Source organism: Enterobacter cloacae complex sp. EB5 (assembly GCF_031432835.1).
In the GTDB taxonomy this organism is placed as follows: Bacteria; Pseudomonadota; Gammaproteobacteria; order Enterobacterales; family Enterobacteriaceae; genus Enterobacter; species Enterobacter hormaechei_C.
In genome coordinates this window covers 73,040-98,953 of the sequence record NZ_CP133860.1, presented here as the reverse complement: position 1 = coordinate 98,953, position 25,914 = coordinate 73,040, and the positions used below count along the sequence as shown (strand labels likewise).

Genomic DNA, 25,914 nt, shown 5'->3' with positions numbered 1-25,914 from the left:
CTTAAATGAACACCAGCAAGGCTGATGGGAATATAAACCGCATCTCTCTAATCATCAGTGATTTCAGCGATTTTTGACAGGCGGATTTTGCCCGTAATTCTACGAAGCACATAAGAAAAAAATGTGATAAAACTTTCCAGACACAACGCAAACGATTTCACACTATTCTCATTAGGGTCGACAGCAATGATCCCACAGATTTCTCAGGCACCGGGCGTCGTTCAGCTGGTGCTTAATTTTTTGCAGGCACTGGAGCAACAGGGTTTTACAGGTGATACCGCCACCGATTATGCCGACAGGCTGACGATGGCGACCGATAACAGTATTTACCAGCTTCTTCCCGATGCCGTCGTTTTCCCGCGCTCTACCGCCGATGTGGCGCTCATCGCCCGTCTGGCGTCGCAGGAGCGTTTCAGCTCCCTGGTCTTTACCCCGCGTGGCGGCGGGACGGGCACCAACGGGCAGGCGCTGAACCAGGGCATCATCATTGATATGTCCCGCTATATGAACCGCATCATTGAGATCAACCCGGAAGAGGGGTGGGTGCGTGTGGAAGCGGGGGTGATCAAAGATCAGCTGAATCAGTTTTTGAAACCTTACGGCTATTTTTTTGCGCCAGAGCTTTCCACCAGTAACCGCGCGACCATTGGCGGGATGATCAACACCGATGCCTCGGGGCAGGGCTCGCTGGTCTACGGCAAAACCTCCGATCACGTCATGGGGGTGCGGGCGGTGCTGCTGGGGGGCGATATCCTCGATACCCAACCGATGCCGGTCGAGCTGGCCGAAACGCTGGCAAAAGAGAGCACCACCAGCGGACGGATTTATCGCACGGTGCTGGAGCGCTGCCGTGAAAATCGCGAACTGATCCTCGACAAATTCCCGAAGCTCAACCGCTTCCTGACGGGCTACGATCTGCGCCATGTCTTTAATGACGATCTGAGCCAGTTCGATCTTACCCGCGTACTGACCGGGTCAGAAGGGACGCTGGCCTTCATCACCGAGGCGCGTCTGGATATCACCCGGTTGCCAAAGGTGCGCCGTCTGGTGAACGTCAAATACAACTCCTTTGACTCCGCGCTGCGTAATGCACCGTTTATGGTGGAGGCGCGGGCGCTGTCGGTGGAAACCGTCGATTCAAAAGTCCTGAACCTGGCCCGGGAAGATATCGTCTGGCATTCGGTGAGCGAACTGATTACCGACGTGCCGGATAAAGAGATGCTCGGCCTGAACATCGTCGAGTTCGCCGGGGATGACGCAGAGCTGATTGAGAGCCAGGTGAGCACGCTCTGCCAGCGTCTGGACGAGCTGATTGCGCAGGGGGAAGGCGGCGTCATTGGCTGGCAGCTGTGTAACGATCTCTCCGGCATCGAGCGAATCTACGCGATGCGTAAAAAGGCGGTGGGGCTGCTCGGCAACGCGAAAGGGGCGGCGAAGCCGATTCCGTTTGCGGAAGATACCTGCGTGCCGCCGGAGCACCTTGCTGATTATATTGTGGAGTTTCGCGCGCTGCTCGACAGCCATGGTCTGAGCTATGGCATGTTCGGGCACGTGGACGCGGGTGTGCTGCACGTGCGCCCGGCGCTGGACATGTGCGACCCGCAGCAGGAGATCCTGATGAAGGCGATCTCCGACGAGGTCGTGGCCCTCACGGCCAAATACGGCGGTTTGTTATGGGGCGAGCACGGCAAAGGATTCCGCGCCGAGTACAGCCCGGCGTTTTTTGGCGAACAACTCTACGCCGAGCTGCGTAAGGTGAAAGCCGCGTTTGATCCCGATAACCGCCTTAACCCGGGAAAAATCTGTCCGCCGGAGGGCGTTGATGCGCCGATGTTGCAGGTGGACGCCGTCAAGCGCGGCACCTATGACCGACAAATTCCGATTGCGGTACGCGCCTCCTGGCGCGGCGCGATGGAGTGCAACGGCAACGGGCTGTGCTTCAACTTCGATGTGAAAAGCCCGATGTGTCCGTCGATGAAAATCACCAGCAACCGCATTCATTCCCCGAAAGGGCGTGCCACGCTGGTGCGCGAATGGCTGCGCCTGCTGGCCGACCGCGGCGTTGACCCGCTCAAGCTGGAACAGGAGCTGCCGGAAAAACGCGCCAGCCTGCGCGGGCTTATCGAACGCACCCGCAACAGCTGGCATGCGAACAAAGGCGAATACGATTTCTCGCATGAGGTGAAAGAGGCGATGTCCGGCTGCCTGGCGTGCAAGGCGTGTTCAACCCAGTGCCCGATTAAAATTGACGTGCCGGAATTCCGTTCCCGCTTCCTCCAGCTGTACCACACGCGCTATCTGCGCCCGATGCGCGATCATCTGGTAGCGACGGTTGAGAGTTACGCGCCGCTGATGGCCCGTGCGCCAAAAACCTTTAACTTCTTTATCAATCAGCCGCTGGTGCGCAAACTGTCTGAAAAACATATCGGCATGGTGGATCTGCCGCTGCTGTCGGTGCCATCGCTCCAGCGTCGGCTGGTGGGGCATCGCTCGGCGAACATGACTCTGGAACAACTGGAAGCATTAAGCCCTGAGCAGAAAGCGAAGGTGGTGCTGGTGGTGCAGGATCCGTTTACCAGCTATTACGATGCGCAGGTGGTGGCCGATTTTGTCCGACTGGCCGAGAAAATCGGCTATCAGCCGGTGGTACTGCCGTTCTCCCCGAACGGCAAGGCGCAGCACATTAAAGGCTTCCTGAGCCGCTTTGCGAAAACCGCGCAGAAAACTTCAGATTTCCTGAATCGCGTGGCGCAGCTCGGCATGCCGATGGTGGGCGTTGATCCGGCACTGGTGCTCTGTTACCGGGATGAATATAAGCAGACGCTCGGCGATAAGCGCGGTGATTTTCAGGTCTTACTGGTGCACGAGTGGCTGCCTGCGGTGCTGACGCAAACGCCTTCTCAGGAGGTCAGCGGAGAATCCTGGTACCTGTTTGGGCACTGCACCGAAGTGACGGCGCTGCCGACGGCGCCTGCCCAGTGGGCTTCTATCTTTGCCCGGTTTGGCGCGAAGCTGGAAAGCGTCAATGTGGGCTGCTGCGGTATGGCCGGAACCTACGGCCATGAAGTCAAAAACCACGCTAATTCGCTCGGCATTTACGAGCTGTCGTGGCATCAGGCGATGCAGCGCCTGCCACGTAACCGCTGCCTGGCGACGGGCTACTCCTGCCGCAGCCAGGTGAAACGGGTGGAAGGTAACGGCGTCCGCCATCCATTGCAGGCTTTACTGGAGATTATCGGATGATCTGGAAACGTGCGGTCACGCTGGAGGCCTTAAATGCCATGGGCGCGGAGAACATGGTCGGTTTGCTGGACATCCAGTTCACGCGCATTGGCGACAACGAACTGGAAGCGACGATGCCGGTAGACAGCCGTACTCATCAACCGTTTGGCCTGCTGCACGGCGGCGCGTCCGTCGTGCTGGCCGAAACGCTGGGGTCGGTGGCGGGCTACCTGTGTACGGAAGGAGAGCAGAAGGTGGTGGGGCTGGAGGTCAATGCCAACCACATCCGCTCCGTTCGCAGCGGGCGCGTGCGCGGCGTCTGCCGGGCGCTGCATGCCGGAAGCCGTCATCAGGTGTGGCAGATTGATATTCTGGACGAGCAGGATCGCCTGTGTTGTTCATCCAGGCTGACGACGGCCGTTGTGTAAAGTTTCCGGATGTCTTGCTTTTGGTCAAAAATTAGCCGCTCGATTGTGATATACTGGTCACGTTTTGAACATAAGCGAGGACATCATGGATACTGAAATAACCCCAACACAGCTGGCAATTGAATATTTACGTCGCGATAAAAGCAATCTGTCTCCCGCCCAGTACCTGAAAAAGCTGAAACAGCTTGAGCTGGAATTTACGGATTTGCTGGCGCTCTCTTCAAACGAACTGAAAGAAGAGATCTACTTTGCCTGGCGGTTGGGCGTTCACGTCCATTAAGCAGTGAAGAAAAGGCCGCAAGCGCGGCCTTTTTTGTGCCTGACAGTCAGTATCTGGCAGGCAGTTTATTAATTTTAATCAGCCGGCCTTCTTCCATTTCGATGAACCCGCCCGTTTTCAGATCAGCCAGAATACGCATTACGCCGCTGCGGGAAAGCTGGGTTTTATCCCTGATATACCTTTCCGCCGTCACGCTGCGTCGGTAGCTGTCATCTTCCTGCATCAGCAGCACGAGCTGCTGGCGAATCATCTCGTACGCGGTTGGCGCGCCTTTCGGCATGACGTTGTGATAAAGGCGGTTATAGACAAACATCAGATGATTAGAAAGCAGCCCCCACAGCGCGTTCTCTTTGATAATCTCAGCCACCCGATCGGTCGTGAGCACACCAATCAGGCAAGGCGTTACCGTTCGGAGGTAGTCGGTAAAATAGATGTCCGTCAGGTTAGCGAGACCAAACAGGGCGGGACTGCGCGCCGTCGAAAGCATCATGTCGTCGCTTCTTCTGTATATGGCGACCGTGCCGTCAAGAATTAAATAACACATGCTCTGCCCGTTAACCTGGAGATCAAGTTGCTCGCCGGGATCGGTTCTATGCGTGGCGCAGTGCGGCTGTAAATGAGAAATCAGTTCCTGAGCATAGGGAGAGCCGCGATGCGATGGTTTATCAGAAGACATAGCGTTAACCTGGAAAGAGATAGTACTCTCTATAGTGTCGCTCTTCTTTTCCACCTTCTCCAGAGATAAATACAGCCTCAGTACTTACGGGGTAAGTGATGGATCTCCACTAGCACGCCACGCTCCATGGTGATGTATTTCCCCGTCCGCAACTCCGCGAGGATCCGCATAATGCCGCTGCGTGAAAGATAGGTGCGGCTTTTGATATAGGCTGCGGCGGTAATGTTTTGTCTTATGGCTTCCGGCTCCTGCATCAATTCGACCAGCTGAAAGCGAATAATGTCATAAGCCGACATCTGCGATATCTGAGCGCAATGTTCGTAGACGCGCGATGCGGTATAGATCAGCAGGTTTGAGAAGTGCTCCCATAAATTCTGCTGTGCGACAATACGATTAAAACACGCCAGCGAAACGCTGGCCACCTCTGAAGTTTCCAGCGCTCTGACGTACAGGTGCTCAGAAGAAAACTGGCTGCTCACGCCGAGTATAAATGGCGCGGATTCAGAATTCAGGACGATACCGTCCCCGCGACGGTGCAACGCCACGCTGCCATGTAACAGTAAAAAGCACTGACGGATATCGCCGGAGTAATAATGGATAATTTCCCCTCTGGCAATAATGCCTCTCTCCGCATGCGGCAAAACGTTATCGATTATTTTTTCAATGTGCTTAAAAGGCTTAGCGCCGAGCACCGTTGACTTATCAATTTCTGACTCAGGCGCGAATCGGGTATTCATTTGAGACCTCACTGACTGATGCGATCATTTTTTGATCGGCATAGAGAATTATCTTAAAAAACAGCAGGTCAGGGAATGTTTGCAGCGAGTCTAATTATAGACTTATCTGTTTTTAAGTGTTAATTAATTGAAATTGCAACTTTTTTTATTCAGGTCTAAAAGTAGACTGCGGCCATTATTCTTAAGCTATTTTCGGGTGAATATGTTTTGTATTTGTTAAAAGGGGGTCTACAGCTAGACCTCAAAATTGATTGTATGCGGAAAAAGAGTTGTATAAATTTTGACTCGTCGGAAGGGGTTTTATTTCTGCAACTGAATGTCGGTAATAAATAGAGTAATACGGGATATAAAATTATGAATAAAAAATTGATGATGGCAATGGTAGCAGCAGGTTCTGTACTCACCATGACCAATGCATTCGCAGCGGCCGGTACCGTTAATTTTAACGGAAATATTCTGGATTCTGCCTGCGACGTTGATGTGGCATCCCAGAATCAGGTGGTGGTATTGGGCGATTATTATAAAACGGAATTCCCGACAACCGGGGCGAGAACGGCTGCGACGCAATTTAATATTATTTTGAAAAACTGTCCGGTAACGGTCACCAATGCAAAAGTCCGTTTTGACGGCACGCCGGATTTAACCAACGCCAGCCTGCTGGCGATTGATACGTCCGTGGCGGGGGCGGCCACCGGGGTGGCGATTAACCTGATGACGGCAGATAAAGCCGATCTGCCGCTGCACGGCAGCAACAGCTATATCTACCCACTCAGCAGTACGGCTGATAATACGCTGAACTTCTACGCGCAGTATATCTCCACCGCGGCATCCGTTACCGCGGGCCCGGCTAACTCGGTCGCAAACTTCTCTGTGGTGTACAACTAAGTCAATGGCAGTAATTAGCGGGGGGCCACCCGGCCCCTTGTTTTATGAGGTAAAAAAATGCGTTTTATCACGACAACGGGCCTGGCTATGGCGCTGTTACCGCTGACGTTAACATCCGCCAGTGCAGGCGTAATTATTGGCGGCACCCGTGTTATTTTTGATGGGGCTAAAAAAGAGGCGTCAATAAATATTACGAATCCTGATAACGTTCCTTATTTAATCCAGTCGTGGATAGATGTTCAGGATGAACAATCGGGTAAAGCGCCTTTTATTATCACCCCTCCGCTGTATCGGCTGGACGGCGGGCAAAAAAACCTTGAGCGTATAGTCATGACAGGCTCGCTGCCTCAGGGGCAGGAGAGTTTATTCTGGCTGAACATTAAAGCTATTCCGTCAGCCTCAAAGCAGATGAACTCGCTGCAAATTGCCGTCAAAACGCGCATCAAATTAATTTACCGGCCAGAGACGCTTCGTGCGTCTACCCCCGAGGAGCAGGCCAATAAATTAACCTGGCGTCGTGCGGGAAATACGCTTCAGGTTAATAACCCTACGCCGTACGTTATCAATTTCAATGAAATTACGTTGGGTGATAAGAAACTTGACGATGTCACGTACGTGATGCCTTCAGGCTCAGCCCGTTTTCCGTTACCGAATGGAAGCACTGGCAATACGCTGACGTTTAAAGTCATTAACGATTATGGCAGCCCTGGCGAATTACACCGGGCCAGTTTGTGATCCTTCTGCGTTAATCAGGTGCTCGTCATGACAACGGCATTGAATACAATGCAGCCTGCGCGTCTGGCAATATTTATTGCTCTCGCGCTTGCTGGTGTCTCTCCCACGCTGTATGCCAGTGAGACGTTTAATACGGAACTGGTAGAGCTGGATAATCCCGGAATGGGAAAAGCGGATTTATCTGCCTTTGAATCCGGCTCGCAGGCGCCCGGGACATACCATGTTGATATTATTCTTGACGATCGGCTGCTGGAAACGCGGGATATTCGTTTTATGGCAGTGAAGGATGCTAACGGCAGTGAAACGTTGCAGCCGTGCCTGAGTATCGGGCAGTTAAAAGCGTGGGGCGTGAAAACGGCGCTTTTCCCGCAGCTCGCCGCCGGGGAAGGTGAATGTGCCGATCTCAGGGCGATTCCACAGGCCAGCGCGGATTTCCAGTTTGGCGCCCAGCGCCTGGCGATCAGCATCCCACAGGCGGCCATAGACCTGCCAGCGAGAGGTTACGTTCCGCCGGATATGTGGGATGAAGGCATTACCGCGGCCATGCTGAACTACAGCCTGAGCGGGGCGAACAGCCGGGCAAGAAGCGGGGCAGGCACCCGCAGCGACAACCAGTATGCAAACCTGCGGCCGGGGATCAACGTCGGTCCCTGGCGGTTACGCAACTACACCACCTGGTCCCGCGATGCGTCCGGCCAGGATAAGTGGGATAACGTCTATACCTTGATGCAGCGCGCGATTATTCCCCTGCAAGCCCAGCTTACGCTCGGAGACAGTTCCGCGCCTGCCGATGTCTTTGACAGCATGCCGTTTCGCGGCGTCCAGCTGGCGTCCGACGACGATATGCTGCCGGATTCCCTGAAAGGCTATGCGCCGGTGGTGCGCGGTATTGCGCGAACTAACGCGCAGGTCGTGGTGCGTCAGAATGGCTATCAAATCTACCAAAGCTATGTGGCGCCGGGCGCGTTTGAGATCGCGGATATGTATCCCACCGGCGGCGCGGGCGATCTTGATGTCACGATCGTCGAAGCCGATGGCAGTGAGCAACATTTCACCCTGCCGTACGCTTCGCTGCCGGTCCTGCAACGGGAGGGACGCCTGAAATATGCCCTTACCGCCGGGCAGTATCGCTCGTATAACCGTAGCGTGGAGAAAACCCCCTTCGGGCAACTGACCGGAATTTACGGCCTCCCGCACGGCATCACGCTTTATGGCGGCGGTCAGGGGGCAGATAAGTACCAGTCAGCGGCTCTGGGGGTGGGCAAGAACATGGGCGATCTCGGGGCAGTATCCGCAGACGTCACTCAGGGCTGGTCAACGCCGGAGCATACCGCGAAAACAAGCGGTCAGTCGTGGCGGGCCCGATACAGCAAGAATTTTATCACTACCGGGACGAACTTTTCGATTGCCGGGTATCGCTACTCGACCCGCGGCTATTACGGGATGCAGGACGTCCTCGATTCGTACGGCGACAGCAGCGCGCTTCAGGACAGGCGACGTAACCGTGCCGAGCTGACGATGAGCCAGACGCTGGGGGACAACTTGGGCGCGCTTACCCTCAGTGCGGCGCGGGAAGATTACTGGAATGACGGTAAATCGATGGCGTCGTGGAGCGTCGGCTATAGCAACTACTGGCACAACATCAGCTATGGCCTGACATGGACCTACAGCAAAAATGTCCGCTCAGCGTCAGAGACCCGCGACAGCCAAAAAAACGCTGACCACGACCAGCTTCTGGCGTTCAACGTCAGCATTCCGCTGGATAAATTTTTGCCGCAGACATGGGCTAACTATGGCATGAACGCCAGTAAGCATAACGGGACGACGCATAACGTCGGCCTGAACGGAGTGGCGCTCGAAAATCGTTCCCTGAGCTGGAACGTACAGCAGGGATATGGCACAGAGGGCGTGGGCTATACCGGCAACGTGAACGCGGATTACAAAGGCACCTATGGCGAAGTCACGGCAGGTTATGGTTATGACAAAAACAGTGAACGCCTGAATTACGGGCTGCAAGGCGGCATTCTCGCCCATGCTGATGGCATCACGCTTTCCCAGCCGCTGGGGGAGACCAGCGTCTTAATCAAAGCCCCTGGCGCCCACGACGTGGATATCCGCAATCAGCCCGGTGTACGGACAGATTTTCGCGGATATACGGTCGTGAGCAACCTTTCTGTCTACCGGAAAAACGATCTCACCCTCGATCCGGAAAATATGCCGGACGATGTTGAGCTGGAGATCAACACCCGCACGGTGACGCCGACGCGGGGAGCGGTGGTGAGAGCCGATTATCTGCCGAAGTCAGGACGCCGGGTGCTGATGACCCTGACCGACAACGATCGCGCCGTTCCGTTTGGGGCGGTGGTCACCCTTGTGGGTGATGACAGCGGCAGTTTTATTGTCGGCGATCGCGGTCAGGTCTATTTAACCGGGATGCGCGAGCAGGGAACGTTAGTCGCCACATGGGGAAGTCAGGCCAGCCAGCAATGCCGCGCTGATTTCACGCTGCCGAATCATTCAACGTACGGTGGGATCGCTGATATGCGCGCCACCTGCCGTCAGGAACGCTAACATGAAATGTCTTAAGGCGATGCTGCTGCTCTGTATGCTCGCGGCGGCAAATATGGCTCGGGCCGGTACCTGCACCACCATCACCCCGCAGCTTTCCACCCTGTCCGTGGGGACGATCAACGTGCAGCGCGATGCGCCTGTCGGCACGGTAGTATTTTCCGGCGCGGCGTCAGCCACAGGCTCCTATCTTACCGGGTGTACGAATCCGCTGATGCTGGGATTCAGCATGCGCTACAACGGCGCCACGTTGAGCAGCTACGGCAACCATGTCTACAACACGAACATCAGCGGGATAGGGATACGCTTTTCTTCCAACGGCTATTTTGAAAACCCGAGCAATACGTTCTCCTACAATGCGCAGACCTCCTATGTGGACTGGTACGGTGGGAGGATTGAGCTGGTGGTGACGGGGCCGGTCTCATCGGGGGCATTAACGCCGGGGGTGATTGGCGTCGTGACGCTTCAGGGAAGCGACGGTCTCTACCGTGACGGTCTGACCACGCAGCTCACCTCCGGCACCATCAATGCTCTGGCGTGCACGGTGAATACGGCCCAGCTGACGTTTCCGATAGGGGATATTCCCGCTTCGGCGTTCGGCACCGTGGTGGGCACCACGCCCGCGGGAGCACAGAACACGCAAAACCTGGGCCTGACCTGCGCCGCCGGAACCAATATTACGGTCTCGCTCAGTGGAATACAGAATCCGGACAGCGCCAATACCAGCGTGATGGCCTTAACCGGGCAAGGAAATGCCGGCACTGCAAAAGGGGTGGGGGTGCAGCTTATCTATAACGGTGCACCGCTGGTGATGAACAGCCGACTATTTTTGCGGCAGTCTGCCGGGGGGCAAGAGACATTGCCACTAACGGCCCGATATTACCAGACGTTAACCCGCGTGGAGTCAGGTTCAGCGAATGCCTCCGCCACCCTTAATGTGACCTACCAGTAGCAGGTAAGAAGATGAAAATAAGATGCTGGACACTGCTTTTACTTGCCTTACTCAGCGGGAAGGTATGCTCCGCTGATAGCATCAACATCGGTGTGACGGGAAATATCGTGGCGTCGCCGTGCATATTTAATGGCGGCAATAACAGCCTCGATGTCAATCTGGGCAATATTCAGGCAACCAATATGGCGACGCCGGGCTCAACATCGGATCCGGTGCCTTTCAGTCTGCTGTTTACCCAGTGCCCAACGGGAACGCAGAGTGTGACCGTCGCTTTCACCGGCAGCCCCGATCCCGAGGCGGGCGCGGACTATTTTATGAACAGTGGTTCGGCCACGCATGTGGCGATAGCCATGCGCGATGCCCAAACCGGTACGCTCAAAGGAACAGGCACAAGCATGACCCAGACCATTGCCGCGGACAGAACCGCGACATTGGCTATGCTGGCCTCGGTAACATCCATGACGGGCGGCGCCACGCCGGGAAGCATCAGTGCGGTTGTTATGATGACGATGCAGTACAACTGAATGCCGGTGATAAGCCTTTTTTAAAGACGTTGGTGTGAACTATGTTAAATATTCTGATTCAGGAAACGGATCTGTTTTTTCAGGCTGGGCTACAGAGCTTTTTCGAAGATTTTTTTAAGCATAACTTTCATCGCTCCATTACATTTCACCTGGCGCTGACCAATGAAAACGTCAGCCAGGCCGATATTATTGTTCTTTCATTATGTCAGGGGGAAACGCTGACCTGTTTTCCGGAGTTACTGGCCCGGCAAAAAGGCATTGTGATAGGTCTCGTTGACGATGAGCTGCGCTTTTCGGCGCTGCCTTCCTGCTTTCAGGACATCATTTTTCTCCCACGCCGGGCGTCGCTTGATCGTATAAGCGGCGTTCTGTTTATTGCGTGGTTCGCAACGCAATTACCGGGTTACACCTAGAATAAAAAGACCTGTTTCGACTGCCAGCATAAAGATTTATCCCGGCAACAGATTCGTATTATGGTCAATTTTTACCGGGGGCTGTCGGTGGTGCAGACCGCGAACGCGTTGAAGATGAGCGAAAAAACGGTCTTTACCCATAAATATATGATGATGCAGAAATTTAATCTGCGAAGCGATTACGAGCTGATCGTACTGTTGAGAAGGCTGATGGAGAAAAAGAGCCGTCCGAACCTGCTTCGCGATTACCTGGAAAATAATTATGCACAACAAATAGCCTGAAACGGCAGCGGATAGCGGGCCGGGCAGCGATAGCTACCCGGCAATGCATTTAAACGTTAACCGCAGCGATCAACCGCGTCTTCATGGTCTGGTATGCGGAGGCCGCAAAATCCTCCGCCCAGCGCTGGTCCTCGATCGCCTCCAGCTGCACGGCGCAATACTTCGTTTCCGGCGTTCTGGAGATCGGGTCGAGATTATCCTGCGTCAGCTCATTACAGGCGCCAATCCACCACTGGTAGGTCATATAGATTGCTCCCGCATTGATGCGCTCGCTGATGCTGGCGCGGGTGATCACTTTACCCCGGCGTGAACGCACCCAGACCAGCTGGCCCTCGGCAATCCCCCGTTCATCCGCGTCGGCCGGGTTGATCTGCACCTGGCCCGGCTCGTCGGCCAGGCTTTGCAGCGCCGCGCAGTTCCCGGTCATTGAGCGACAGGAGTAGTGACCCACTTCGCGCACCGTGCACAGTACCAGCGGGTAATCCGCATCCGGTGTCTCCGCCGGCGCGCGCCAGGGGGCGGCAAATAGCTGGCCTTTGCCAGTGGGGGTGTCGAACTGATTATCCTTGTACAGGTAGGGCGTGCCGGGATGATCGAGGGTTGGGCAGGGCCACTGCACATGGCCCATCTCACCCATTTTTTCGTAGGTCACGCCGTAGAAGAGGGGGCACAGCTCGCGCATTTCGTCCCAGATCTGCTGGTTATCCTCGTAATGCATGGGATAGCCCATCTCCGTGGCCAGCAGGCTGATGATCTCCCAGTCGCGCTTCACGTTGCCGCTGGCCTCAATGGCTTTGCCGAATCGCTGGAAGCCGCGATCGGCACAGGTGAATACACCGGCGTGTTCTCCCCATGAGGTGGCAGGGAGTAGCACGTCAGCCACCTCTGCCGTTTTGGTCATAAAGATGTCCTGAACCACCACAAAATCGAGCGCCTCAACGCCGCGGCGGACCAGACCCAGATCGGCTTCTGTCTGAAGCGGATCTTCCCCCATGATGTAATATGCTTTGATCTTACCTTCCAGCGCGAGATGCGGCACTTCGGTGATACGCGTTCCGACGCGATCGTCCATCCGGTTGACATTGATTTTCCACGCATCGGCAAATTTCAGTCTGACCGCCGGATCAGTGACGTCCTGGTAGCCGGGGAACATATTGGGCAGAACGCCCATATCGCAGGCACCCTGAACGTTATTTTGTCCGCGAACCGGACCCACGCCGACGGCAGGGCGGCCCAGATTGCCGGTCAGCAGCGCCAGGCTGGAGAGACCTTTCACCACATCGACCGCCTGACCAAACTGCGTGACGCCCATTCCCCACATCACCGTCGCTGAAGGCGCCGCCGCGAACATGCGCATTGCCTGACGAACATCCCGCGCGGGGATCCCCGTCAGATGTTCAACCTGCTCGGGGGCGTAATCTTTTACCGTCAGCCGGTACGCCTCAAGCCCTTCGGTAAAGCGGGCAACGTAGTTTTTGTCGTACAGTTCCTCTTCCAGCAGGACATAGCCAAAGGCATTGACCAGCGCCATGTTACTGCCATTTTTTAACTGAAGATGAAGATCGGCAATGCGTGCCGTTTCAATATGACGCGGATCGCAGACGATGATTTTAGCGCCATTTTCACGTGCTTTAAGCACGCGTCGGGCGACGATGGGGTGAGAGTCGGCGCAGTTATAGCCGAATACCAGCAGGCATTTTGAGTTTTCAATATCGTTAATGGAATTGCTCATGGCGCCGTTGCCGAGGGTCTCCTGTAAACCGGCAACGGACGGACCGTGACAGACGCGGGCGCAGCAGTCGACGTTGTTAGTATTCAGCACCGCACGGGCAAATTTTTGCATCACATAGTTGGTCTCATTGCCCGTTCCCCGCGAGGAACCCGTGGTCATAATGGAGCGAGGGCCGTACTGTTCTTTGATGCTTTTAAGCCTGTGAGCGGTATAGCGAATGGCCTCTTCCCAGGTCACAGGGGTAAAGGCCTCACCTTTACTGTAGCGGATCATGGGCTGCGTCAGGCGGGGGGTAAGCAGCCGTGTATCATTAAGAAAGTCCCAGCCGTAGTACCCTTTCAGGCAAAGCGTGCCCTGATTGGTTACGCCATCAGCGGCTTCGGCACGGATAATCCGGTTATTTTCAACGACGAGGTTTAGTTTGCAGCCTGCACCGCAGTAGGGGCAGACGCTGGCGATTTTTTTCATCAATAACAGACCTGTTAAGAAATGAAGCACTGTTTACTGGAAAGCCCAGTCCCTTAGCGGACTAAGCAGGATCCATGCCACATTCAGGGTGCTTCATTAACAGGGTGTTATGCAAAAGAGGGCGTGTCATCGTCAGTCTGTTCGTCAGAATTGACGATGACACGCTATCCGCAAAGATGGGAAGAGAGAGGCGTTAAAGATCGTCCATGGTGTAACCGACGACAATTTCCAGCGTCTTGCGGATCACATCCGCCTTAACGACATCGTCGGTGGATTCGAGCGTCTGGATCAGCCAGAGAATGATCGCTTTGTTGGTCAGATGACCTTCGGAAGCGAGAACACAACGAACCGCAGTCGAAAAAATGGCAGACTCTTCAGCAAAGCGATCGCCTGCGTGACGGAAATACTCCGACAACGCGCTATCTAAAAAGGCGGAGTGGTATTCGGGTTGAAGCTGAATATTTTGTCTCATTTGTTCTCACCGTAGCTGTAAAGTTGTAGTCAATGTATCTTTTTGGGATCGGACGGTTTTCCATTTCCAAATAACGGCACTACATTGTCTCGGTTATTTTTGAGAGATCCCTCTCTCGATATTCGTCCTTGTGCGGTTCTGCGACCTTTAAAAGCGACCGTGCCAGAGCTGATTTCAGCTATCACCCTCGCTAATGTCTCCCGCCGCTGGGGATCCTTTTCATATGCTTGCATGTTACGCAGACGCTGAACCAATCCCTCGGTCGTCACGGGACCGCGCTCCTTCAAAAGTGAAAGAGCGGCTTCTCCAATAAGCTGGTCGATCAGTCTGTCCGCATCACTGCTGTTCATAACATTAACGTTCGAAGAGCAGGCCAAGAAGCATGTGATAATGATGTTCCTCTTCCGGGCCATTGGCCTTTTCAAGGCGACTTAACAGTTTTGTGCAGAGCGATTTGCGATTCAGATTCCGCCCGTCGCTAAGGATTTCAACAACAACCTGACCCAATGTTTCCTGTTGAGTAGGAAGCGCGGCTTTTTCGAAGTACTGCGCGATTGCTGTTGCTGAGTCTGCGAAGTGTCCGTTCTGCTGCATGTTTCGCTCCTGTAAATTTTCGTAATCAGTAACGTTACATTTAAGGTATACATAATTTTCAAATCTGTACATTGAAAATGTACAATTTTTTAAATATTTTATAATATATTTAATAAAGTATTTATTTATCATATGGTTATATGTATACAGTTTACTGCGGGATTCACAAGATATATTGTACAATTCGAAATGGCGTCGCAGAGTTGTACAAGCCAGGAAAAGGCGAAAAGAAGCCGTGTAAATCGTTGAGTTGTAAATTATTTGTTGGGCAATTAATGTGCTATAACAGAGTTCTCCCCACGTGTTTTCGTGGTCACCCCCTCAATCTTCAGGATTAGCATGCTCACAACCATTATTTACCGCAGTCATATCTGCGAGGACGTTCCAGTGAAAGCGCTGGAAGACATGGTCGCTGCTGCAAATTGTAGAAATCGCCAGTTCGATGTGACGGGGATTTTGCTGTTTAACGGCACACACTTTTTTCAGTTACTTGAAGGGCCCGCTGAGAACGTTAAGGAGATCTATGAGCTCATCTGCCGTGACCCACGGCATCACAACGTGGTCGAGTTGTTAAGCGATCACGGGCCTTCAAGACGTTTTGGCAACGTGGGTATGGAGCTCTTTGACCTTCGTCAGTACGACACCGACGAAGTGCTGCAACAGGTTCTCGATAAAGGCACAACCCGCTATCAGCTGACCTATAACGATCGCGCCCTGCAATTTTTCCGCACCTTCGTTGAGGCCACTGAAAAAGCCAACTACTTTGAGCTGCCTCCGGCTGACGCCTGGGAATTTGTCACCGAAAATACGCCGTTATCCTCCCAGCCAACGGTTGTGGCAAAGGGTGCGGACTGTAGTTTCGCATTTCAACCTATCGTCGATCCGTTTATGCAGCAGGTGGTTTCCTGGGAAGCCCTGATCCGCACGCCGTCCGGTGACTCCCCGGAAAGCTATTTTGCCAACCTGTCGCGTGAGGCGCTGTACGAATCGGATCTGAAGAGTAAGCAGGTGGCTTTGTCGATGGCCAGCGCGCTGGGCCTACAGACTCAAACGTTGTCCATTAATCTGCTGCCGATGACGCTGGTCAATGTTCCTGGCGCCGTCGATTTTTTACTGACGGCAATTGAGGCGAACGGTTTTGTGCCGGAGCAAATTGTGGTCGAGTTCACCGAGAGCGAGGCGATCTCGCGCTTTGAAGAGTTCACCAGCGCGGTCAGACAGCTTAAAAGCGCCGGGATCAGCGTGGCCATCGATCACTTTGGCGCGGGTTTCGCCGGTCTGCAACTGCTGGCCCAGTTCCAGCCGGACAGAATCAAGATCAACCGTGATTTGATTGCCAACGTGCACAAGAGCGGCCCGCGTCAGGCGATCATTCAGTCAATTATTAAATGCTGCGCCTCCCTGGAAATTCTGTTTTGTGCGGTAGGCGTAGAGTTGGCTGAAGAGTGGATGTGGCTGGAATCTGCCGGGATTTCTCAGTTCCAGGGGCACCTTTTCGCCAGCCCGCGTGTGGGGGGCATTCCGGCGATTGCCTGGCCCGAGAAAAAGTACGATTTATAAAAACCTGTACGTAACTCTTAAAAGTGACCTGTACGTACGGCTAAATTTATACAACAATACATTAACGAGTGAGTGGTTCGTTGAGCCATTCACTTGTCTCAGAACGAGGAGTTAGTTATACAAATGATTTGTACAATCTGATAAGGTTGGTTTGGTTAGGTATGGAAGTATTGTGCGTGAGGGAGTTAATGGCCTATTACAGTATCGGCGAAGTGGCCGAACGATGCGGTATCAACCCCGTTACGCTGCGTGCCTGGCAGCGCCGTTATGGATTGTTGAAGCCGCAGCGAAGCGAAGGGGGTCATCGTCAGTTTGACGATGAAGATATCCTGCGTATCGAAGAGATCAAACGCCTGATGAAAACGGGTGTTTCGGTCGGTAAAGTAAAAGCGCTTCTTGAAAATACAGAAGTGATGACTCAGGGGAACTGGGCATCGTTTCAGGAAGAGATGTTAACCGTTCTGCGCTATGCCAATCCGGCAAAACTGCGCGCCAAAATCGGCGAGTTCCGCCGTGACCATGCGATGGATGTTCTGATAGATAACATCATCACCCCTGTGCGGCAGCGAATGAACCAGGACCAGAATACGGTGCGTCACATGGCGAGCCTGCTTGATGGTGTCCTGATTGAGTTTGCCGTTGCAAGCCTGGGTGAGTCGCGAAAAAAAGCAGGTAAAGATGCGCTGCTGGTCGGGTGGGAGTGCGACGACCGTACGCATTTGTGGCTGGAAGCGGCCCGTCTTGCCTACAAGGGCTGGCATATCGACGTGCTGGCTGAGCCGATTGATTCTCCGCGTCCGGAACTCTTTCCCGGGCAAAAAATTTTCGTCTGGACCGGTAAAGCGCCTACGCCTCGTCAACAGGAGCAGCTCGACCACTGGCGTGAACAGGGTTTCGCCGTTTCGTTCCATCACTGATGTTAAGGGGGCCGACGGTAAACCGCCAGCGCGGGATTTTTGCTTTCTGGCGATACGACAGGGGTATTCTCAAAGATGCATTGCATCAGTACCCCTGTCATATCGTCGCTCATTTGTCGCCAGCAACATTTCGCGTGTACTGTGCAGCTGTAACTGATTGCACTTTCCACGCCCCGTTTTCTTTGGCCATGCAGTCAACGACAACATGCTCCTGTTTCTTGCCGAACGCGATGTAAACGTTCACGCAAACCGGATCGGAATCTACAGCGATGGCGGCGACATTCGCTGACCAGTCATCACGAATATCCTGGGCCTTTAAAAACAAATCAGCGTCGTAAAATACGTCACTTTCTTCTCCGTATCCTGGATCCTGCGTATGCCGCAGTTTTTTCATCGTTGACGCTGTGACGAATTTATCGATCTCGTTCCCGTCCAATATTGGGTAAATGTCCTTTGCTATCTGACTGACATACCATTTATTGAACTTCACGGCCTGCTCAGCAGGGCCGAGTGGTTTCGCATTAGCTACAGCAGACACCATGCAGAGTAAAAGTAATATTTTCTTCATTACGGATGCCTGTAAATTGTGATTTTTGGCTGAATTTTTCGGTACGTCGGGCCAGGGTAGAGTGTTCTTTGTTTGAAATCGGAATACCAGGTTCCGGATCCGTCATAAATGCATGCGTGCCCGTGCTGATTCTCACCGGGTAGCGCATCAATAACAGCAACATCACCTTCCAGAAGGGTTCCGTATGCTTTTTTGAAGCCCGCCTTTTCGAGAGAACGCCAAAAGTCTTTGGCGTCAGCACCTTCAATTTTCAACCCGCCTGCACGTATCGCGACAGCTACCGCGCGGGCGCAATAACCACCACTTTCATGATGGGCATGGCTGCGAGCATATGAAACAGCCTCATGTTTATTCCATGACATAAAATTTCCTTATCAGCTGAATGGTTAAAAAGGGAAACATTACGCCGAAAAGGGGCAAGTTTATGTAATTAATCATGATCGGAATTTAACCACTATCAGACTGATAAATAATGGTTAACTCATCCATCAAACGTCTTTATGCGCGCCCAGGTAAGGCAAAAAAGATGAAAAAGAACCTGGCTTAAGGGGAGGCATACGTAAAAAATGTATAGGGTGCCTGGGCGTACTTTGGCTATCTTAAAAATAGGTATTTCCAATGCAATTTTTATCATTGCCCGCCACCTAACCGCCTTTATCATGAAATGCATTATTTATCAATGCATTGAACAAATCTAACCATCCCATCCGCATCCCGTCACAGGGTCTATGCTTAATGAAAGTAGCCAAAAAGGGCGGTTTAGCCCAAAGCCCCTGCTCGCAGGGGGTTGAAGTGATAATCGTTATCACTAACATGGTGTTATGCCCTGGTGGCTTATCAGATGAGGTGGACCTATGGAACTGCATTCAGAAACCTTCAATCCGGCCGATTTTGCCTGGCGTGGCTTAACGCTGACGCCAGCGGCGGCGGCGCATATTCATGAGCTGGTGGCAAAAAATCCCGACATCCTCGGCGTACGCTTAGGCGTTAAGCAGACTGGCTGCGCGGGATTTGGCTACGTGCTGGATACCGTAACCGAGCCTGAAAAGGACGATCTGGTCTTTGAAACCGACGGTGCAAAGTTATACGTCGCGCTACAGGCGATGCCGTTTATCGATGGAACCGAAGTCGACTACGTTCGGGAAGGTTTAAACCAGTTATTCAAATTTCATAACCCGAAAGCCCAGAACGAATGCGGCTGCGGCGAAAGCTTTGGGGTATAGGCGGTACTATGTCTCGTAATACTGAAGCAACGAGTGATGTAAACACCTGGAGCGGCGGACACCTCAATTATAAAGAGGGTTTCTTCACGCAGCTGCAAACCGATGAGCTGGCGAAAGGCATCAACGAAGAGGTCGTGCGCGCCATTTCGGCGAAACGTAACGAGCCGGAGTGGATGCTGGAGTTTCGCCTGAGCGCATTCCGCGCTTGGCTGGAGATGGAAGAACCCCACTGGCTGAAAGCGCATTACGATAAGCTGAACTATCAGGATTACAGCTACTACTCCGCGCCCTCCTGCGGCAGCTGTGATGATACCTGTGCCTCGCAACCCGGCGCGGTACAGCAAACCGGTGCCGAGAACAGCTTCCTGAGTAAAGAGGTGGAAGAGGCGTTCAATCAGCTCGGCGTGCCCGTGCGCGAAGGCAAAGAGGTGGCGGTAGACGCCATTTTTGACTCCGTCTCGGTGGCAACCACCTACCGTGAAAAACTGGCGGAGCAGGGGATAATTTTCTGCTCCTTCGGGGAAGCCATTCACGATCACCCGGAGCTGGTGAAAAAGTACATCGGTACCGTGGTGCCGAGTAACGATAACTTCTTCGCGGCACTGAATGCGGCGGTAGCGTCAGACGGCACCTTTATCTACGTGCCGAAAGGCGTGCGCTGCCCGATGGAGCTCTCGACCTATTTCCGCATCAACGCGGAAAAAACCGGTCAGTTTGAACGCACCATCCTGGTGGCCGATGAAGGCAGCTACGTCAGCTATATCGAAGGCTGTTCGGCGCCGGTGCGCGACAGCTACCAGCTGCACGCGGCGGTGGTAGAGGTCATCATCCATAAAGACGCGGAAGTGAAATACTCTACGGTACAGAACTGGTTCCCGGGCGACGGCAACACCGGTGGTATTCTGAACTTCGTCACCAAGCGTGCGCTGTGCGAAGGCGAAAACAGCAAAATGTCCTGGACGCAGTCAGAAACCGGCTCCGCCATTACCTGGAAATACCCGAGCTGTATTCTGCGCGGCGACAACTCCATCGGTGAGTTTTACTCCGTGGCGCTGACCAGCGGTCATCAGCAGGCCGATACCGGCACCAAGATGATCCACATCGGTAAAAACACCAAATCGACCATCATCTCCAAAGGGATCTCTGCCGGTCACAGCCAGAACAGCTATCGCGGGCTGGTGAAAATCATGCCGACGGCTACCAACGCGCGTAACTTCACCCAGTGTGACTCCATGCTGATTGGCGCGGACTGCGGGGCGCACACCTTCCCGTATGTCGAATGCCGCAATAACAGCGCCCAGCTCGAGCATGAGGCTACTACGTCACGTATTGGTGAAGATCAGCTTTTCTACTGCCTGCAACGCGGGATCAGTGAAGAAGATGCGATTTCAATGATCGTTAACGGCTTCTGTAAGGACGTGTTCTCTGAACTGCCGCTGGAATTTGCCGTTGAAGCCCAGAAACTCCTCGCCATTAGTCTTGAACACAGCGTCGGTTAAGGAAAGCACATGTTAAGCATTAAAGATTTACAGGTTAGCGTGGAAGAGAAAGAGATCCTGCGTGGCCTCAATTTTGACGTCAAACCGGGTGAAGTTCACGCCATCATGGGGCCAAACGGCTCCGGGAAAAGTACGCTTTCAGCGACGCTGGCAGGACGCGAAGATTATGAAGTCACCCGCGGCTCCGTTGAGTTTAACGGCAAAGATCTGCTGGAGATGTCGCCGGAAGAGCGTGCCGGCGAGGGCATCTTTATGGCCTTCCAGTATCCGGTGGAAATTCCGGGCGTCAGCAACCAGTTCTTCCTGCAAACCGCGCTGAACGCGGTGCGCAAGTATCGCGGCCTTGAGGCGCTGGATCGCTTTGACTTCCAGGATCTGATGGAAGAGAAGATTAAGCTGCTGAAAATGCCGGAAGATCTGCTGACCCGCTCGGTAAACGTGGGTTTCTCCGGCGGTGAGAAGAAACGTAACGATATTCTGCAAATGGCGGTTCTGGAGCCAGCGCTGTGCATTCTCGATGAGACCGATTCAGGGCTGGATATCGATGCCCTGAAGATCGTTGCCGACGGGGTGAACTCCCTGCGTGACGGCAACCGCTCATTTATCATCGTCACTCACTACCAGCGAATTCTGGACTACATCAAACCGGACTATGTCCACGTGCTTTACCAGGGACGCATTGTGAAATCCGGTGACTTTACGCTGGTTAAACAACTGGAGGAGCAGGGTTATGGCTGGCTTACCGAACAGCAGTAATGCACTCCAGCAGTGGCACCGGCTGTTTGAAGCGCAGGGGGGAGCGCGCTCTGAACAGGCTCAGCACCATCTCCAGCAGATGCTGCGTCTCGGTTTACCGACGCGTAAACATGAGAACTGGAAATATACCCCGCTGGATGGTCTGCTAAACGGCGAGTTTGTCACCCGTCTGGCGCAGGTCAGCCCCGATCAGCGCGACAGGCTGGCGCTGAGCGTGGATGCCGTGCGTCTGGTGTTTGTCGACGGTCAGTTCCGGGCGGAGCTGAGCGACAGCGTGCAGGAGAGCGGGTTCGATATCGCCATTAACGATGAGCGCCAGTCATTGACTGCTCCCGTTCAGCCTGAAGTCTTCCTGCACCTGACAGAGAGCCTGTCGCAGTCTGTCACCCATATTCGCGTTAAGCGTAACCAGCGTCCGGCTAAGCCGCTGCTGCTAATGCATATCACCCAGGGCGTTGAGGGTGATGAGATTAACACCGCCCACTATCGCCACCATTTTGAGCTGGCAGAAGGGGCAGAGGCGACGGTGATCGAGCATTACGTCAGCCTTAACGATACCCGTCATTTCACCGGTTCGCGTCTGACGATGAACGTGGCGGCCAATGCCCAGCTGCACCACATCAAGCTGGCGTTTGAAAATTCGCTCAGCCACCACTTCGCCCACAACGATATTCTGCTGGGCCAGGATGCCGCGGCGTACAGCCACAGCTTCCTGCTTGGCGGCGCGGTGCTGCGCCACAACACCAGCACCCAGCTGAACGGTGAGAACACTACGCTGCGTATTAACAGCCTGGCGATGCCGGTGAAGTCAGAAGTGTGCGACACGCGCACCTGGCTTGAGCATAACAAAGGCTACTGCAACAGCCGTCAGCTGCACAAAACCATCGTCAGCGACAAAGGCCGTGCGGTGTTTAACGGCCTGATCAACGTGGCGCAGCACGCCATCAAAACTGACGGGCAGATGACCAACAACAACCTCTTGCTGGGACGTCTGGCAGAGGTGGACACCAAACCACAGCTGGAAATCTATGCGGACGACGTAAAATGCAGCCACGGCGCGACGGTCGGGCGTATTGACGATGAGCAGATGTTCTACCTGCGCTCGCGCGGGATAGACCAGCAGGCCGCGCAAAAGATGATTATTTACGCCTTTGCGGCTGAGCTGACGGAAGCGCTGCCCGATGGCGGACTTAAACAGCAGGTGCTGGCCCGTATCGGTCAGCGGCTGCCTGGAGGCGAAGCATGACATTTCCCGTAGAGAAAGTCCGGGCAGATTTTCCGGTACTGACCCGTGAAGTGAACGGTCTGCCGCTGGCCTATCTCGACAGTGCGGCCAGCGCGCAAAAACCGAATCAGGTGGTGGATGCGGAAGCCGAGTTTTACCGCCACGGTTATGCGGCGGTACATCGCGGGATCCACACCCTGAGCGCCGAGGCGACCCAGCGCATGGAAAACGTGCGCACGCAGGTTGCAGCCTTCCTCAACGCGCGTTCGCCGGAAGAGCTGGTGTTCGTGCGTGGCACCACCGAAGGGATCAACCTGGTGGCTAACAGCTGGGGCAATGCGCAGGTGCACGCGGGGGATAACATCATCATCACCCAGATGGAGCACCACGCCAACATCGTGCCCTGGCAGATGCTCTGTGAGCGTGTGGGGGCGCAACTGCGGGTGATCCCTCTGAATGAAGACGGCACGCTCCAGCTGGAAAAACTGGACGCTCTGCTGGACGACAGAACGCGGCTGGTGGCGGTGACTCACGTTTCAAACGTACTGGGGACGGAAAATCCGGTGGCGCTGATCGTCGACAAAGCCCATCAGGCCGGTGCGAAAGTGTTGATTGATGGTGCCCAGGCGGTGATGCACCATGCGGTTGACGTTCAGGCCCTGGACTGCGATTTCTACGTCTTCTCCGGGCACAAGCTCTATGGCCCGACGGGCATCGGCGTGTTGTATGTGAAAGAGGACATTCTCCAGGCCATGCCGCCGTGGGAAGGGGGCGGGTCAATGATCGCCACCGTCAGCCTGACGGACGGCACAACCTACGCCCGTGCGCCCTGGCGCTTCGAGGCGGGTACGCCCAACACGGGCGGGATCATCGGGCTGGGCGCGGCCATTAGCTACGTCTCTGAAACGGGGCTGGCGGCGATTCAGGAGTACGAACAGCTGCTGATGCATTATGCCTTGCAGGAGCTTGCCAGCGTCCCGGATCTGACCTTATATGGTCCTGCTGACCGTCTGGGTGTGATAGCCTTCAACCTCGGCAAGCATCACGCCTATGATGTGGGCAGTTTCCTTGATAATTACGGCGTCGCTGTGCGTACCGGGCATCACTGCGCGATGCCGCTGATGGCGTATTATCAGGTACCGGCTATGTGCCGCGCATCGCTGGTGATGTACAACACAACGGAAGAGGTCGACAGACTGGTGGCGGGACTAAAACGTATTCACCAGCTGCTTGGCTAACGGAGAGGCGAGAGATGGCAGATTTGCCGGACAGAGATAAATTGCTGCGCAACTTTGGGCGTTGCGCAAACTGGGAAGAGAAATACCTTTATATCATCGAGCTGGGTCAGCGCCTGCCGCCGCTCAGCGAAGAGGCGCATAACCCGGACAACATCATCCAGGGCTGCCAGAGCCAGGTCTGGATCCTGATGCAGCAGACGGATGAAGGCGTAATCGAATTACAGGGTGACAGCGATGCCGCCATTGTGAAGGGGCTTATTGCCGTCGTATTTATTCTTTATCATCAGATGTCGGCGCAGGATATTGTCGCCTTTGACGTTCGCCCGTGGTTTGAAAAAATGGCCTTAACTCAACACCTCACCCCGTCCCGATCCCAGGGGCTGGAAGCGATGATCCGCGCCATACGCGCCAAAGCCGCAATCCTTAGCTAAACTGACAGAACAGCATTCATTCTGTTTCGCGGGGTGGTTTCCACCTCGCTGGTTTTTCAGCTTTCTGACGTTTGGTCAGTGAATAAGGAATCTCAGCATGAAGCGCGCGTCTCTAATAACTCTATTACTCCTTGGTTCGCTCAGTGCTGTTAATTCAGCCAGGGCGGTTGATTATCCTTTACCGCCCGCAGGCAGCCGCCTGATTGGGCAAAACCAGACATACACCATTCAGGAAGGTGACAATAAACTTCAGTCTATCGCTCGTCGGTTTAATACCGCCGCACAGCTCATCCTTGAAACAAATAATACCATTGCACCAGTGAACCCTGCGCCAGGAACGGTCATTACGATCCCTTCCCAGATGCTACTGCCGGACACCGAGCGCGAGGGCATTGTGGTGAATCTGGCGGAGCTGCGTCTTTACTTCTATCCGCCTGGCGAAAATATCGTGCAGGTCTATCCGCTGGGTATTGGTCAGCTTGGGCTGGAAACACCGGTTAGCACCACCCGTGTGAGTCAGAAAATCCCTAACCCTACATGGACCCCCACAGCGGGCATCAGAGCGCGCTCACTGGCCCAGGGCATTAAACTGCCGCCTGTGGTACCCGCAGGGCCAAATAACCCGCTGGGGCGCTTTGCGCTGCGTCTGGGCATAGGGAATGGGGAATATCTTATTCACGGCACCAGCGCGCCGGACAGCGTAGGGCTGCGGGTCAGCTCGGGTTGTATGCGAATGAACGCGCCGGATATCAAAGCGTTGTTTGAGCAAGTGCGCGTCGGCACGCGGGTGCAGATCATCAATGAGCCGGTGAAGTTCTCCGTCGAGCCGGACGGCAAACGTTATATCGAAGTGCACAGGCCGCTGGCGCAGGCTGAGGGCGAAAACCCACAGACGGTGCCGTTCACGCACTCGGCGGCGTTTACCGCTTTTGCTGCGGAATCAGGTAGCGATAAAACGCTTATCGATAAAGCCCTGGCGCGCAGAGCGGGGATCCCGGTTGCCGTTTCAGCAGGCAGTGGTTCGTCAGCCAGCAATTCTGTCCTGTCGGTGCAGAACAGTCGTGTCTCAGCGGCGGTGGCGGAAGGCGAGGGCGAGAAGGCGCTTCAGTAGAGGTTTGACGAAGGCAAAAAAAATGGCGCACAATGTGCGCCATTTTATTAACAGGTACTATTACTTACGGTATTTAGTAGCCTGGTTGTCCAGACGCTGGTTAGCGCGAGCTGCGTCGTCTTTAGCAGCCTGAACGTCGGAACGCATTGCGTTCACGTCGTTGCTCAGCTGGTCAACTTTAGCGTTCAGAGTCTGAACGTCAGAAGACAGCTGATCGATTTTAGCGTTGCTGGAGCAACCTGCCAGCAGAGTAGAACCCAGGATTACCGCGCCCAGTACCAGTTTAGTACGATTCATTATTAATACCCTCTAGATTGAGTTAATCTCCATGTAGCGTTACAAGTATTACACAAAGTTTTTTGGGTTGAGAATATTTTTTTGATGGGATTACGCCTATTTTTGATCGTTCGCTCAAAGA

The 25,914-nt window shown here is 54.2% G+C and carries 26 protein-coding genes and 1 pseudogene; 18 read left to right on the top strand and 9 right to left on the bottom strand.

Going from position 1 to position 25,914, the window contains the following annotated elements; translation table 11 throughout:
• Positions 1 to 186 precede the first annotated feature (186 nt).
• The 3 genes from RHN82_RS00540 (at position 187) to RHN82_RS00530 (ending at position 3,930) form a co-directional block, all read left to right on the top strand.
• A complete protein-coding gene (locus tag RHN82_RS00540) occupies positions 187 to 3,243 on the top strand; it encodes an FAD-binding and (Fe-S)-binding domain-containing protein (RefSeq protein WP_047051457.1) in 3,057 nt (1,018 codons plus the stop codon).
• Positions 3,240 to 3,650, top strand: coding sequence for a 1,4-dihydroxy-2-naphthoyl-CoA hydrolase (gene menI, locus RHN82_RS00535; protein WP_015570720.1), 411 nt, complete (start codon positions 3,240 to 3,242; stop codon positions 3,648 to 3,650). The genes RHN82_RS00540 and menI overlap by 4 nt, the downstream gene beginning before the upstream one ends.
• Positions 3,651 to 3,735: 85 nt before the next feature.
• Positions 3,736 to 3,930, top strand: coding sequence for a YdiH family protein (locus RHN82_RS00530; protein ID WP_003857766.1), 195 nt, complete (start codon positions 3,736 to 3,738; stop codon positions 3,928 to 3,930).
• Between the two features lie 46 nt (positions 3,931 to 3,976).
• On the opposite strand, the gene RHN82_RS00525 is transcribed toward RHN82_RS00530, so the two are convergent.
• Both RHN82_RS00525 and RHN82_RS00520 read right to left on the bottom strand, forming a co-directional pair.
• On the bottom strand, positions 3,977 to 4,606 hold the full coding sequence (locus tag RHN82_RS00525; RefSeq protein WP_047051456.1) for a helix-turn-helix domain-containing protein: 630 nt from the start codon (positions 4,604 to 4,606) through the stop codon (positions 3,977 to 3,979).
• A gap of 77 nt (positions 4,607 to 4,683) precedes the next feature.
• On the bottom strand, positions 4,684 to 5,343 hold the full coding sequence (locus RHN82_RS00520; RefSeq protein WP_047051455.1) for a winged helix-turn-helix transcriptional regulator: 660 nt from the start codon (positions 5,341 to 5,343) through the stop codon (positions 4,684 to 4,686).
• A gap of 354 nt (positions 5,344 to 5,697) precedes the next feature.
• Here RHN82_RS00520 and RHN82_RS00515 point away from each other — a divergent pair, with 354 nt between their 5' ends.
• The 6 genes and pseudogenes from RHN82_RS00515 (at position 5,698) to RHN82_RS00490 (ending at position 11,702) form a co-directional block, all read left to right on the top strand.
• Entirely contained in the window at positions 5,698 to 6,228 is a 531-nt protein-coding gene (locus tag RHN82_RS00515; RefSeq protein WP_045347448.1) for a fimbrial protein, read from the top strand.
• A gap of 57 nt (positions 6,229 to 6,285) precedes the next feature.
• Positions 6,286 to 6,963 carry a molecular chaperone gene (locus RHN82_RS00510; protein ID WP_047051453.1) on the top strand — a complete coding sequence of 226 codons (678 nt, stop codon included), beginning with the start codon at positions 6,286 to 6,288 and terminating at the stop codon, positions 6,961 to 6,963.
• A 27-nt stretch (positions 6,964 to 6,990) separates the two neighbouring features.
• Positions 6,991 to 9,534, top strand: coding sequence for a fimbria/pilus outer membrane usher protein (locus RHN82_RS00505; protein ID WP_047051451.1), 2,544 nt, complete (start codon positions 6,991 to 6,993; stop codon positions 9,532 to 9,534).
• A 1-nt stretch (position 9,535) separates the two neighbouring features.
• Positions 9,536 to 10,483, top strand: a complete 948-nt coding sequence (locus RHN82_RS00500; protein WP_047051448.1) for a fimbrial protein — start codon at positions 9,536 to 9,538, stop codon at positions 10,481 to 10,483.
• Positions 10,484 to 10,494: 11 nt separating this feature from the next.
• A complete protein-coding gene (locus RHN82_RS00495) occupies positions 10,495 to 11,007 on the top strand; it encodes a fimbrial protein (protein WP_047051447.1) in 513 nt (170 codons plus the stop codon).
• Between the two features lie 41 nt (positions 11,008 to 11,048).
• A pseudogene (locus RHN82_RS00490) lies at positions 11,049 to 11,702 on the top strand (helix-turn-helix transcriptional regulator).
• Positions 11,703 to 11,751: 49 nt separating this feature from the next.
• Here RHN82_RS00490 and fdhF read toward each other — a convergent pair.
• The 4 genes from fdhF to ycgZ all read right to left on the bottom strand — a co-directional run bounded on the left by fdhF (position 11,752) and on the right by ycgZ (position 14,968).
• Positions 11,752 to 13,902, bottom strand: coding sequence for a formate dehydrogenase subunit alpha (fdhF, locus tag RHN82_RS00485; protein ID WP_047051445.1), 2,151 nt, complete (start codon positions 13,900 to 13,902; stop codon positions 11,752 to 11,754).
• A gap of 193 nt (positions 13,903 to 14,095) precedes the next feature.
• Positions 14,096 to 14,374 (bottom strand): biofilm/acid-resistance regulator YmgB/AriR, encoded by a 279-nt coding sequence (locus RHN82_RS00480; protein WP_003857748.1) that lies wholly within the window; start codon positions 14,372 to 14,374, stop codon positions 14,096 to 14,098.
• A 29-nt stretch (positions 14,375 to 14,403) separates the two neighbouring features.
• Entirely contained in the window at positions 14,404 to 14,724 is a 321-nt protein-coding gene (locus RHN82_RS00475) for a hypothetical protein (RefSeq protein WP_047051444.1), read from the bottom strand.
• Between the two features lie 4 nt (positions 14,725 to 14,728).
• Positions 14,729 to 14,968, bottom strand: coding sequence for a regulatory protein YcgZ (gene ycgZ, locus RHN82_RS00470; RefSeq protein WP_045349022.1), 240 nt, complete (start codon positions 14,966 to 14,968; stop codon positions 14,729 to 14,731).
• A 339-nt stretch (positions 14,969 to 15,307) separates the two neighbouring features.
• Here ycgZ and RHN82_RS00465 point away from each other — a divergent pair, with 339 nt between their 5' ends.
• Both RHN82_RS00465 and RHN82_RS00460 read left to right on the top strand, forming a co-directional pair.
• Positions 15,308 to 16,528, top strand: a complete 1,221-nt coding sequence (locus RHN82_RS00465) for a diguanylate phosphodiesterase (protein ID WP_047051441.1) — start codon at positions 15,308 to 15,310, stop codon at positions 16,526 to 16,528.
• Positions 16,529 to 16,716: 188 nt separating this feature from the next.
• Complete coding sequence (locus tag RHN82_RS00460; protein ID WP_047051440.1) at positions 16,717 to 17,445, top strand: MerR family transcriptional regulator; 729 nt, start codon at positions 16,717 to 16,719, stop codon at positions 17,443 to 17,445.
• Between the two features lie 109 nt (positions 17,446 to 17,554).
• Here the strand turns inward: RHN82_RS00460 and RHN82_RS00455 are convergent, their stop codons facing one another.
• Together RHN82_RS00455 and RHN82_RS00450 are read right to left on the bottom strand one after the other, a co-directional pair.
• Positions 17,555 to 18,013 carry a DUF3828 domain-containing protein gene (locus RHN82_RS00455; protein ID WP_047051438.1) on the bottom strand — a complete coding sequence of 153 codons (459 nt, stop codon included), beginning with the start codon at positions 18,011 to 18,013 and terminating at the stop codon, positions 17,555 to 17,557.
• Entirely contained in the window at positions 18,013 to 18,375 is a 363-nt protein-coding gene (locus tag RHN82_RS00450; RefSeq protein WP_047051437.1) for a hypothetical protein, read from the bottom strand. The genes RHN82_RS00455 and RHN82_RS00450 overlap by 1 nt, the downstream gene beginning before the upstream one ends.
• A gap of 492 nt (positions 18,376 to 18,867) precedes the next feature.
• Here RHN82_RS00450 and sufA point away from each other — a divergent pair, with 492 nt between their 5' ends.
• The 7 genes from sufA (at position 18,868) to RHN82_RS00415 (ending at position 25,496) form a co-directional block, all read left to right on the top strand.
• Positions 18,868 to 19,236, top strand: coding sequence for a Fe-S cluster assembly scaffold SufA (gene sufA / locus RHN82_RS00445; RefSeq protein ID WP_003857741.1), 369 nt, complete (start codon positions 18,868 to 18,870; stop codon positions 19,234 to 19,236).
• Positions 19,237 to 19,244: 8 nt separating this feature from the next.
• Positions 19,245 to 20,735, top strand: a complete 1,491-nt coding sequence (gene sufB / locus RHN82_RS00440) for a Fe-S cluster assembly protein SufB (RefSeq protein ID WP_003857739.1) — start codon at positions 19,245 to 19,247, stop codon at positions 20,733 to 20,735.
• Positions 20,736 to 20,744: 9 nt separating this feature from the next.
• Complete coding sequence (gene sufC / locus RHN82_RS00435) at positions 20,745 to 21,491, top strand: Fe-S cluster assembly ATPase SufC (protein WP_047051434.1); 747 nt, start codon at positions 20,745 to 20,747, stop codon at positions 21,489 to 21,491.
• Positions 21,466 to 22,737, top strand: a complete 1,272-nt coding sequence (sufD, locus tag RHN82_RS00430; RefSeq protein ID WP_047051432.1) for a Fe-S cluster assembly protein SufD — start codon at positions 21,466 to 21,468, stop codon at positions 22,735 to 22,737. Before sufC ends, sufD begins: the two co-directional genes overlap by 26 nt.
• Positions 22,734 to 23,954 carry a cysteine desulfurase SufS gene (gene sufS, locus RHN82_RS00425; protein ID WP_047051431.1) on the top strand — a complete coding sequence of 407 codons (1,221 nt, stop codon included), beginning with the start codon at positions 22,734 to 22,736 and terminating at the stop codon, positions 23,952 to 23,954. Before sufD ends, sufS begins: the two co-directional genes overlap by 4 nt.
• A 14-nt stretch (positions 23,955 to 23,968) precedes the next feature.
• Entirely contained in the window at positions 23,969 to 24,385 is a 417-nt protein-coding gene (sufE, locus tag RHN82_RS00420) for a cysteine desulfuration protein SufE (RefSeq protein ID WP_017693566.1), read from the top strand.
• A gap of 97 nt (positions 24,386 to 24,482) precedes the next feature.
• Entirely contained in the window at positions 24,483 to 25,496 is a 1,014-nt protein-coding gene (locus RHN82_RS00415; protein WP_047051429.1) for a L,D-transpeptidase family protein, read from the top strand.
• A gap of 60 nt (positions 25,497 to 25,556) precedes the next feature.
• Here RHN82_RS00415 and lpp read toward each other — a convergent pair whose 3' ends face one another.
• Positions 25,557 to 25,793 (bottom strand): murein lipoprotein Lpp, encoded by a 237-nt coding sequence (lpp, locus tag RHN82_RS00410; RefSeq protein ID WP_001082307.1) that lies wholly within the window; start codon positions 25,791 to 25,793, stop codon positions 25,557 to 25,559.
• Positions 25,794 to 25,914 lie beyond the last annotated feature (121 nt).